Annotated in this window: 6 protein-coding genes; all 6 read left to right on the top strand. The window is 61.5% G+C overall.

The window, feature by feature from the left end; all coding sequences use genetic code 11:
- Positions 1-303, top strand: a 303-nt coding sequence (locus ACVOJ1_RS18790; protein ID WP_346480772.1) for an RHS repeat-associated core domain-containing protein, incomplete at its 5' end; no start/stop codon positions are given.
- A 697-nt stretch (positions 304-1000) separates the two neighbouring features.
- Complete coding sequence (locus ACVOJ1_RS18785; protein ID WP_346480771.1) at positions 1001-1318, top strand: hypothetical protein; 318 nt, start codon at positions 1001-1003, stop codon at positions 1316-1318.
- Positions 1319-2170: 852 nt separating this feature from the next.
- Entirely contained in the window at positions 2171-8248 is a 6078-nt protein-coding gene (locus tag ACVOJ1_RS18780) for an RHS repeat protein (protein ID WP_346480770.1), read from the top strand.
- A 14-nt stretch (positions 8249-8262) separates the two neighbouring features.
- Entirely contained in the window at positions 8263-9147 is an 885-nt protein-coding gene (locus tag ACVOJ1_RS18775) for an RHS repeat-associated core domain-containing protein (RefSeq protein WP_317233208.1), read from the top strand.
- 1 nt (position 9148) lies between these two features.
- Positions 9149-9406: a hypothetical protein gene (locus ACVOJ1_RS18770; protein ID WP_053520314.1), complete on the top strand. Its 258-nt coding sequence runs from the start codon at positions 9149-9151 to the stop codon at positions 9404-9406.
- 360 nt (positions 9407-9766) lie between these two features.
- Positions 9767-12014: autotransporter outer membrane beta-barrel domain-containing protein (locus ACVOJ1_RS18765; RefSeq protein WP_346480769.1), on the top strand; the 2248-nt coding region annotated here is incomplete at its 3' end.

Here is a 12014-nt window from a genome sequence, read left to right as displayed (position 1 = left end):
CTGCTCGGCCTTGGCGTGTCGCCAGCCGCAATTGCCCAGACGACGGTGACGTACATCCACACGGACGCGCTGGGCTCGGTCGTGGCCGAGAGCGATGCCAACGGCAACGTGGCCAAGCGCTATGACTACGAGCCTTACGGTGCTGTGGTCGGTGGTCAGGTCACGGATGGCCCGGGGTATACGGGGCATGTGAGCGACTCGGCCACCGGGCTGAGTTACATGCAGCAGCGGTACATGGATCCGCAGTTGAGTGTGTTCCTGTCGGTGGATCCGGTGACGGCGTATGAGCAGCCGGTTGGGTAGTTCAATCGGTATCGGTATGCGAACGGGAATCCTTACAAGTTCACTGATCCTGATGGACGGCAGGCGATTCCGATGCCGGGCCCTTACATCCTTCCCGTCCCGGTTCCCCACCCCGGTGGAAACATCCAGCGCAGTGAGGATACATCCGGGGGGAATCGCGAGAGCGGGCCAAGTGGAAGGCCAACTTCGAGGCCCACTGAACGTCCCGCAGGCCGGGATACAGTGCGGCGGCGGAGAGATGGGCAGCCTATTCCTGGAAGCAGGGGCGAATCGGGACGATCGCCATCGCCATTCATCCCGAGTGATCCATATTCACCTGAGAGTACAAGTGGGCGTCAGTCTGAAACGAGAAGAAATGAAGGCGCTTCAAGTAGCGATCCCGACTCGGTGATTCCTGACCGTGGGCCCGGAAGTGATCAAGGAGGGCATGCGAGCAGGGGAAGGACTCCACACGATACCGGAGAAAGAAATGTCAATAGAAACGAGGAGTATTCTCGCCGACCCAAGGGAAATCCAACAGGGAGGTCTCGATGACTGATCGTAGATGGTCGCTGCCCTCAAATCGAGGAATGGAGAATCTCGAGTGTGAAGTTGTGGAGAGCACAGATCGCGAAATGGTCTGTCGCTTCACGCTGGTTGGCGAGTACTGGAATCGAGCGCCAGAGGAGGGCGGGAGGCAACTGAGGATTTTCGCGTTGTGCTTCCGCAAGTCATCGTGGCGCGAGACGCATTGGAAGGGCTTAGGCAGTCTTTTGTAGACTGGCTGGATGACGGTGGATCATTCTCGCGCGCGCTCCAGCCTGAAGATGGAGGTGGGCAGGTGCTTGAGGTCGGCTTGGGAGATGATCCGCGCTTTGTTCGATCCACGAATAAAGCTGTGTTTACTTTTAGCTACTTCTCCGGTCTGGTGGTGACAGCCAGTTTCAGCTTCATGGTCGACCAGTCCTGTGTCCGTATGGCCATCGACGGATTAACTGACTGCCTTCGCAATAAGGTCACGAAGTTCCGCCCATGACCATGACGCTTGGTCGACATGGTTGCACGGCGCAATTGACTGGTTGGGAGAGGTCGATCGTAATGCGTAGGTCGCAGGTTCGACTCCTGTTTCCGGCACCCGTTGCATGAAGTGCCCCGGACCGGGTCGGGGCTTTTTTCCTGCTCTGGTAGCGTCGGGCAGTGCCCGGCGGAATACGGATTGGTTGGCAGCCCGGGAGCGCCTCCTGCTGTTGATTGATCCGGCCCCTCCCGAGGCTTCCGGGCGCTCGGTGGCTGCCGCGCGGGCTGGTGCCTCTGGCGTCAATGCTGCAGTCCCGTCATCCAGGCCCCGGTTCTGTGTTATGAATACCCAGCCTTGCTTCAAGGCTCTTTCAGGGATTGGAAGGATGTGCAGGTTCGGGGGAACTGCAGGCGTTGTGTTGATCCGCTTCAGGGGATTTGAAGATCGAATCCGGACGCTGGCTGCGGCGGGCCGCTGGCTGCGCTGTGTGCTGCCGACTGACCTCGGCTGTCGCCGTTCGTGCTTGCCCAGACGGCGCTCGTACATCCTACCGATGCCGTTGGCTCGGCCGTCGTCGAGAGCGCCTGCTCGATCTTCCCGCTATTGGCACCACATAGCTGGCGGCGCCGCTGGGGTGTTCGCGATCCGTATCTGTTAGTGCAATCTTGCTCCGTGACCCTGGGAGTCCGGGTCACGAGTCGGGGTCAGAATTTTTCGAGTAAGCATGCCCGCGCTGACGCCGACCCTGGGCCGGGGGCGTATCGGTGCGAGCGGGAAGGCCGTGCGGTTCTGTTTGCAACCGCGGGCGCAGCGTAACTGAAGTCTGGAAGTGGGATCACAATTCTCGATCAAGGGATTAGGGGGACAGGGATGGAAACAGCTGCAAAGAAGAGTGGTCGCCTGGTACTCGAGTCCATCAGCGCGGCTTTCCTGATTCTGTGGATGGCAGGCGCGGCACAGGCGCAGCAGGCGGTGCAGCAGCCCTACCAGGAGTACGACAAAAAGCTGCGCTCGGCGGAACTGGTTGGCCCCCTCACGTCTGATCTGTTCGGGGACTCGGTGAACGCGTTCGATCGGGCCGCGCACTTCCGGCAAACCGATATCTCGTTGCCGGGCAGCAACGCGTTGCCGGTGGCACTCGCCCGCAGATTCAACATCCGTCCGATACCGCATCTTGGCCAGGACCCTGAGATCTACGGCGGTGCGGGCGATTGGAACATCGACGTCCCGTACATCTCCGGTGTTTTCGACGCGGATTACGGGTGGACATACCGGGGATCGACCAAGGTTCCACGTTGCAGCGCTAACTTCATTCCCTACACCGAGCTGCCCTTCAGAATCAACGACCTCTGGTCAGGCTACTCGGTGAATCTACCGGGTCATGGTGCCCGGTCCCTGATCGGCAGTCCTCCTGCCAGCTTCCGTCCCGATGCCCGGCGCGCGGACAACTGGAGCTGGACGACCAACGAACTGGACGCGGTGAGCTGCACGCCCATGGTGGCGGGCTATGAAGGTGAGGGCTTCATCCTGCAGACAAAGGATGGAATCAAATACACCTTCAATGTGGGTACGCAGCGTACCGTCGGGCAGATGATGGTCGATTCCTCCATCGGATACATCAAGACACGGATGGAGGTCTATCTGCTCGCAAGCCGAATCGAAGATCGATTCGGGAACAGTGTCAGCATCAGCTACAACGCGAGCGGGCATCCGACCAGTATCGCCGGTAGCGACGGTCGTCTTATCACACTGAACTACAGCGGTTCGAAGCTGCAGAGTGCTTCGGCGAACGGGCGTACGTGGAACTACGGATATGCGGGGGCTGCACTGCAGCGGGTCACCCAACCGGATGGCTCATCCTGGGAGATCGAGCACCTGGACAATAATCGCATCGCCTATGAAAACTGGACGGAGGACCCCGGCCAAGGGTGCGGTGGCGTCGCGCCCCTGCGTGAGAAGGTGTACCGCCTTCGCATCAGGCATCCATCCGGTGCCGTCGGCAACTTCAGATTCGATCATCAACGCCATTACAGGGCCGGCGTCCCTGTGCACTACTGCGCGCCGGAGTCCGCGGGAGAGGGGATTCTGCGTCACGTGCTCGGTGTTCCTTATTACTCCGACCTGCTGGCATTGACCGAGAAGACCATTGACGGCCCGGGGCTGTCTCAGATGCGGTGGACGTATGGCGATTCTGGTGACTTCCAGCCGATGTGGGAGGGGGCGGTAACTCCGTGCACGAGCTGCCCGCAGACCAAGGTCGTGAAGATCACACAGCCCGACGGCAGCTGGATCGAAGAGACCTACGGGATCGTCTTCGAGCACAACGAAGGAAAACTGCTCGGGCGCAAGACGGTGGCCGCATCTGGTGTGGTGCTGGAGACGGAGGAGCTCAGTTACGTTTCTTCTGCCGAGGCGGCATCATTTCCGTTCCCCGACCGGTACGGTTGGGCGTGGGGCGGATTCGATGGGACGTCAGCGCTCGTCCGTCCCCTGCGGACGCGGCAGATCCGACGCGATGGCGTAACGATGACCTGGCACGTGGACGCCTTTGACAGCTATGGCCGGCCATCGCGCGTTACGCGGAGCAGTTCACAAGGCGCCAGTCGCACTGATACTACCGGCTACTACAATGACACCAGTGCCTGGATCCTTGGCCAGGTATCCAGTCAGACCAACGACAATACCGGTCTGGTTGAAGTCCAGACGGTCTACAACGCAAAGGCCATGCCTACCGAACAGCGGCGGTTCGGCAAGCTTCTTCAAACGCTGAGTTACCAGGCTGATGGCACTGTGGCCAGCTTTGCCGATGGTCGTGGCAACAGCACGACACTGAGTAGCTGGAAGCGCGGTATCCCACAGTCGATAGGCTTCGCGGATGGCACATCGATGTCGGCAAGTGTCGACGACAATGGGTGGATACGCTCGGTCACCAACGAGCTGGGCTACCAGACGAGCTTCGACTATGACGCGATGGGGAGGCAGACACGCAAGGCATTTGCGGTGGGCGACACCGTGGCGTGGAGCCCGACCACCCAGGTCTTCGAGCGGGTCGACGCTGTCGAGCATGGAATGGCGGGTGGCCACTGGCGACTGACGACAAGTACCGGAAACCGCAACAAGGTGACGTGGTTCGATGCGATGTGGCGCCCTGCATTGACCCTTGAGCAGGATGCGAACAGCCCCTCCGCGACCGGGCGCTATCAACGATTCACGTATGACCATGCGGGTCGCACGACGTTCCAGTCTTATCCAGCTGCGGGGGCTAGTCCAAGCACCGGTCAGTGGAGCGAGTTCGACGCGCTGGGACGGCCAACGTCAAGTTCAATCGATAGCGAACACGGTCTGTTGACCACCTTGACGACCTATCAGTCAGGCATGCGTGTACGTGTCACTGATGCGCGCGGGCAATCAACGATTACCCAGCATCGAGTCTACGACACGCCATCCTATGATCAGGCGGTAGCAATCGAGCACCCGGGTGGCGCTTTCACCGACATCGGGCGTGACCTGTTCGGAAAGCCGACATCGATCAAGCGCCGAAACGCAACCAGCGGCGTGTCGGTTACGCGTTCCTACGTTTACAACCCCCAGCAGGAGCTCTGCAAGAGTGTCGAGCCCGAAACTGGCGCGACGGCCATGGGCTACGACGCAGCCGGAAATCTTGCATGGTCCGCGGCCGGGCTGACTCAGAATGCGACCAACACCTGTGATTCGGCTGCAGCGCAAGCCTCAGGCCGCCGTGTCGATCGCACCTACGATGCTCGCAATCGGCTGAAACAGCTCATCTTCGCCGACGGTAGTGGTGACCAGCTGTGGTCATACAACGGCGCCGGTCTTCCGACGCAGGTGGTAACCGGCAATCCGGACGGAAGGCAGGTCATCAATACCTATGACTACGCCAAGCGAGGATTGATCATCAGCGAAACCCTGCAGCAGTCGGGCTCGGGAATCTGGGCGATGGGCTATGGCTACGACGCCAATGGTGCGTTGGCCAGTCTGCAGTATCCCAGTGGTCTGCAGGTGGCGCTGGCTCCAAACGCGCTCGGTCAACCAACCCGGGTTGGGACCTTTGCCACCGGTGTTGCCTACTATCCCAATGGCGCGCTGCGGGCTTTCAGCTACGGCAATGGTATCGCCCACAGCATGGCCCAGAACACTCGAGGACTGCCGTCCCGTGCGATCGATTCTGGCGTTCTGGACACCAGCATCGCCTACGACAAGAACGGCAACGTTGCCAGCATCACGGACGCGATCGAAGCAACCAAGTCGCGGCAGATGCAGTATGACGCCTCCGATCGCCTGACGCAGGCCAGCTCGGCCTCCTTCGGTGGCGACAAAATATATCGCTTCACGTACGACGTTCTGGACAACTTGCGCAGTGCCAAGCTGGGCGGCATCAAGCAGCACAATTACTGGTACGACGCACGTAACCGTATGACGACCGTGAATCAGGATGACGGGAGTGCCATCATCGGCCTCGACTACGACGTGCAGGGCAACCTTGCCATGAAGAATGGTGAGGTGTTCCGTTTTGATCTCGGCAATCGCCTGCGTAACGTTGGCGGCCGCGAGACCTATGCATACGATGCTCATGGGCGACGAGTTGGCAGCTACAACGCCTCGGCTGGAGACATTCTCTCCTTCTACGGCAATGATGGGGTGCTGCGTCGACAGCACAACAAGCGCACGGGAAAGGAGCTTGAGTACGTGAGTCTGGGCAGTCATCTGATTGCACAGGTGGAAACGGCGGTTGTTCTTGTGGCTCCTGTCTTGACTGCTCCAGCCACTGTAGCAACCGGAAGTTACACGGTCAGCTGGAGTTCGATCGGAAACGCCAATCGTTATGAGCTCCGTGCGTCCAGCAGTTCGGGGGCATCCTGGAGCAGCGCCTACGCAGGTAGTGCGCTTTCCTTCGCTGTCTCGGGGGTTGCTAGAGGTCCACGCCACTATCAAGTCCGAGCCTGTCAGGGAAGCGGGTGCGGGGATTGGAGCGGCTCCGTTGTCGTCAACCATGTTCCGGTGCCGGCAGTGGCACCTTCGTTGGCGCTGCCAGCGGTCGGTCTCAGTGGCACCCACACCATAAGCTGGTCGGCCGTGGCGGATGCAAGCCGCTACGTTGTCGAGGAACAGGCCGGCAACGGAGCGTGGGTTGTTGTACACGACGCCGCAGCCCTGAGTGTCACATTGAGTGGAAGGGCGGCCGGCAACTACAGTTATCGAGCGCGGGCATGCAATGTGTCTGGATGTGGGCCCTATTCGGCCGCGCAGGCAATGACCGTGATCTACCCGACGGACACGGCGCCAACTGTCACTGCGCCTGCCAGCAGCTATTCCGGTGCCTTCACCGTAAGCTGGACGCCGGTGGCGGGCAGCGTCCGGTACGAACCCAGGGAGCGGCTTGGGACGGCGGCCTGGACCGATCTGGCCAGTACTTCTGGGACGTCCGCGGCGATCAGCGGCAAAGCCACGGGCAGTTACGGCTACCAGGTGCGCGCATGCAACTCTGCAGGTTGTGGGCCCTGGTCAAATATCGTTTCGACCACGGTGCTCCTGCCGCCGGCAGCGGCGCCGACCATTTCACTGGCCGGAAGCAACAGCACCGGAGCATTCCCTGTGAGCTGGAGCAGCGTTGCCGGCGCTGTGGAGTATCGGCTGGAGGAAAGGCTGGGCACTGGAACCTGGAAGGAGTTGCAGGCGGAAGGAGCGACGCAGCGCAGTGTTTCCGGAAAGACTTCCGGCACTTGGAGCTATCGGGTTCAGGCCTGCAACGCCGGTGGCTGTAGCGCCTGGTCAGCCGAGAAGGCGATCATTGTGCTGCTGGTGCCCGCCGCGCCCGCCGTCACGGCTCCCGCTACCAATAGCTCGGGAGCTTGGACGGTGAGCTGGCTGTCGGTTCCGACAGCATCGTCCTATCAGCTTGAAGAGCGTATTGCGGGGGGAGCATGGGCCAACGTGCAGGATGCTTCCGCAATCAGCAAGGCAGTCAGTGGCAAGCCAAGCGGTTCATATGAGTACCGCGCCCGGGCCTGCAACGCCAGTGGCTGTGGAAACTACTCTGCAACGGTCAAAACGGTCGTGGTCCTGCCTCCATCCGCTGCGCCGGCTTTGGCTGTGCCTGCATCCAGTACGAATGGCGGTTTTACTGTCACATGGACGACGGTTGCCGCGACAACCGAGTACCGACTGGAGGAGCTGACATCCGGGGCGTGGTCGCAGATCCAGAGCGGCGCGGGTACCAGTATCTCGGTCAGCGGACGGGCTAATGGCAGCTACTCGTTCCGGGTAAGAGCCTGTAATACGGGAGGCTGCAGCAGCTACTCAAGCACTGGCATGGTCACGGTTCTGCTCGCGCCTCAGAGCGCTCCAACGCTGAATGCTCCGGCCTCGGCGACGGCGGCATATACGGTCAGCTGGTCAGCGGTGAGCGCCGCGACACGCTACAGTTTGCAGCAGAGCGTGAACGGCGCTGCGTGGGCGGGAGCTGGCGATCACTCCGGTACAAGCGCTTCGTTGAATCCCGGCGCACCCGGCAGCTATGCCTATCGCGCGTCCGCATGCAACAGCAGCGGGTGTAGTGCCTGGTCTGCGACAAGGACGGTCAATGTGATACGTCCGCCGTCGACCCCTACGATCACCTATGCACATCATCACTGGTACTACGCCGGACCGCACGACAGCGAGTTCGCAAACTGCAGTGTCAGCTGGACTGCCTCGAGCGGTGCGGAGCGGTACGAACTCCATGCAGGCGATGGCACGACCGTGTATGGCCAGATGTATTCCGGGCCACTCAACGAGATCCAGGGGGAGAGCTACTCGATTGCATACTGCACCAGTCCCTATGTAGTGCGGGCATGCAATGCCGCTGGCTGCTCAGGCTGGTCGTCACCTTTCGAGCCCACGGTTGAGCGGGATCCGAAGCCGGAAAACCCGGGCGATCCGCCCCTCTGAACGGAGAGCACACCATGTCCGGGATGATCAGGCGCATCTGTCTGTTGTTGTTGCTTGCCGTCGTGGCGCTGGTGTTCGATGCCGCTGCACAGACGGTCACCTACGTCCACACTGATGTCCTCGGCTCGGTCGTGGCCGAGAGCGATGCCAACGGCAGCGTCATCAAGCGCCATGTCTACGAGCCATACGGGGCGGTGGTGGGCGGGCAGGTCGGCGATGGGCCTGGGTACACGGGGCATGTGAGCGATTCGTCGACCGGACTGAGCTACATGCAGCAGCGGTACATGGACCCGCAGCTTGGGGTGTTCCTGTCGGTGGATCCGGTGACGGCGTATGAGCAGCCGATTGGGCAGTTCAACCGGTACCGGTATGCGAACGGCAATCCTTACAGATTCACGGATCCTGATGGGCGGGAGAGCGGTGCAGCCTTCAAGGTAGTCAACGACGCCACGAATGGGCAGCCGGTGACTCCACCGCCAAGGAATCCCAACGACAGACTCGGGCCGGCAATTGGCGTTGCATTGACTGCAGTTCTGGCCGCTCCAGTGCTGGCAGAGGTAGGTCTATCTGCGATGGCAAATCCAGCAGCAGTTGCCACTGCAGCCGAAATTGGTGCAGGAGCTGCTGGCGTTACGGGTACGTCAGGCGCGCTGGCGGGAAAGATCACTGGTTACACGAAGCATGGGTTGAATCAGGCAATCTCCCGCGATGGGGGCAGAGGTGTCTCCCCAAGGGCCATACTATCGGCAGTAAAAGAACCTGTGAAGGTCGCCGAGCAGGCCGGTGGCAAGACTGCCTACACCGGGAAGGATGCGAGGGTGGTCCTGAATGGTGAAGGGAAGGTCATAACTGCGATTCCAAAAAATAGTGATGGGTTGAGAGACCCGAGGGTGAAGTAAAATGACACAGTCCATCTCCTCCCATCTGAATTCGCTGTTGGCCGAAATCGCAGCGAGGCACAGCTTTAAGTTGCCTGAAGAAGGAGTCAAACATCTGCTCGAGCGTGACCGAGAGTTGCTGATCGATGTATTGCTGCAAGAGCTCTCGGAGACGGGTTTGGGATCGGACGATGAGCCTAATCAACGAGGCGTCGAGATCGAGGAGATCATCGATTTCGTCAGCTCTATCGCTGATCAAACTCGTGCATCCAGCGACTGAGGATTCGTTCATTTAGAATCATAATCAACTGGTCGCAGGTTCGACTCCTGTTTCCGGCACCATGTTTGATGAAAAGCCCCGGCCCTGGTCGGGGCTTTTTTGTGTCTGGTGGCGCCGGGCCATGCCCGGCGGAATACGAGGGCAGGTGGCGCGATTCGCCGCCCGACTGGGGGTGAGGGCGACCTTCGGCCGTTAGTGCTTCCTGTCGTCGGCCACAGGCGCGACGGATGGCACTGCGACGTCCAGTGGCCCTGCATAGGCAGGGGCGTTGGCGGGGCGGCACTCTCTCGAACACAGGTAACCCGCATGTCGAACTCGTCGATCTCCCCCCTCATTTCCCGGTCCAGGCTGAGCATGGCGATGTCGTTCGCTCTGATGGCGGGACTCTCCACGCTCGATGCGCAGGCAAGCACCTTCCATCTTAACGGCGACACGATCTACTACTCCGGCGGCGTCGAGAGCAGCGATCCCAGGACCTTGGAGCGCATTCTCAGCGCGGCGAACCGGCAGGGACGGACCATCCGCCAGATCGTCTTCCGCAATTCACCCGGTGGTGCTGCCAGCGGTGGCGTTGGCATGGGCGAGGTCATCCGTCGCAATGGCCTGGATACCGTGCTGGACGGTGGTTGCTACTCGGCGTGTGCCGATGCGTTCGTCGCCGGTGTCAATCGTCGGATCACCCGCTTCGCCCTGCCGGTGTATGACGGTTACGACATGACCGTGCTTGGGATCCATGGCGAAGCCCGGGATGGTGTTCCCACGCCGTACCCGGGCCAGGAGAAGTACATCCAGTACTACCGGGACATGTTTGGCGCCAGGGACTTTGCCGTCATTGAAGGCCGGATCACCCAGGCCCACTACGAACTGACGGAAAGCTCCGGGTTCCTGCGCTATTTCGATCCGGCCACGATGGCCATCGCGACCCGCTTCTGCCCGACCCGCGACACCAGCGACGACGGTGGCTGCACGGCCTATCCGGACGTGACGCTGTTCAGCGACAGGGTGGCGACCTCGATGGACTATGCAACGACCAACGATGTCCTGATCATCGATGGCAAGCGGGTGAGCGGAAACATCAATCCGGCATTCGATCCCGCGCAGTTCTCCTATGTGCGCGATGTGGATGTGGACAAGGTCGTCGGCGGCGATGCCTTTGGCGTGATCAAGCTCACCGCAGGCGCCCACTGGTCCGCGACAGAAGACAGCGGTGCGTCGATCCTGTGGGTGGACTCGGGAAGGCTGGACATCACAGCGCAGAGCAACCTGCTTACCGGCAACAGCGTGATAGGACGCAACGGTGCCGTCGATGTGAGGGACGGTCTGCTGAAGGCCGGGAGCACGATCGTGGACGGTTCGCTGTCCCTCGCCTCGACCGGCGAACTGGACAACAGCGATACGCTGCTGGTCCGGCGTGGAGGTGAGGTGGCGATGGCCGGTGGTCGAATCTCCACGGCCGTCGTGACGCTGGATCCAGGGGCCGCACTGAAGGGGCATGGAACCATCGGCGCGACGGCCTATGTCGGGGACCCGGACTATCCCGACTTCCCCTGGAATGTTCCGCAGGTGGCACGGGTGAGGGTGGCCGGTGGCGATCTTCATCCGCAGGGCGGCCCGTTGACGGTCAACGGCTATGTCAGCTTCGCCTATCCCAATGCCGGCCGGCTGCTGTTCGACATCACCCCGGAAACGCGCCAGGCGGGCCTTGTACTGGACGCATTCGAAGTCCATCGCTGCGACAGCCAGGGCAGCTACTACTATTGCGGAAACGGGGCGGCCACCACTGCGCCGGGCTTCCTGATCGGCGGCACGGTCGGCAAGCTCGCGCTGGATATCGCACCGGGCTACTACCGCCAGGATCTTTCGATCCCGCTGGTACAGGGACGTATCTATGGCAGCAAGGAAGGCAACGAGCTGACCACCGCGCTGTTGAACGACAGTGACAGCGAGTTCGATGCCAGCGTGCCGCAGCTGCAGGCCGGACAGGTCGCCTTCACCCGTGCCGAGCGGCAGGACGGCTCGGGCTACAGTGCCGATCTGACCAGTGCCGACACGGCACAGCGCAGGTTCCATCCGCGCGAGAACTCGCTGCTCACGTTCAATATCGTGCAGACCGGCGACGGCATCTGGGCGGTCGCCAATCCGGCCTTCGATGACGTGTCTCCGTTCGCCAACGTGGCGTCGGGCGCGGGCCTCGGCCAGGCATTGAGGACGGCCGCGTCGCAGCCGGCGTCGGCGCTGGATCCGCTGCTGGGTGCACTGCAGTTTGCCGACCGCGACGTGGTCGCGCAGCAGGCCGGTGCGCTGCGTGGCGATGCGCACGCCACCCTGCGCCTGGCCGACAACGCCCTGCTGGGCAGCATCGGCAACGTGGTCCAGCAGCATCAGGCGGCGATGCGCAGTGCCGGTGGGGATGCCGATGGCCTGGCCGCGCAGGTCGCGCAGTCGATGTCGGCACAGCCGGGCATGCGCCATGGCACCCTGTTCAACCAGCTGGCATTGCATCTGGTCGAGCCGACGGCAGCAGGTGCGGGGGCCAGCGGTGATGGCCAGCGTGGCCACGGTCTGTGGGCACGCGGCTTCGCCAGCCATGGCCGCATCGATGCCGATG

This window comes from Stenotrophomonas sp. STEN225 (assembly GCF_056756445.1).
Note: the sequence above shows the minus strand (reverse complement) of the source record. Positions and strands in the feature narration are given on the sequence as shown.

Coding starts and splice junctions, on each gene's coding strand:
- ACVOJ1_RS18780 (WP_346480770.1), top strand. CDS start 2,171: ATGGAAACAGCTGCAAAGAAGAGTGGTCGCCTGGTACTCGAGTCCATC.
- ACVOJ1_RS18775 (WP_317233208.1), top strand. CDS start 8,263: ATGTCCGGGATGATCAGGCGCATCTGTCTGTTGTTGTTGCTTGCCGTC.
- ACVOJ1_RS18770 (WP_053520314.1), top strand. CDS start 9,149: ATGACACAGTCCATCTCCTCCCATCTGAATTCGCTGTTGGCCGAAATC.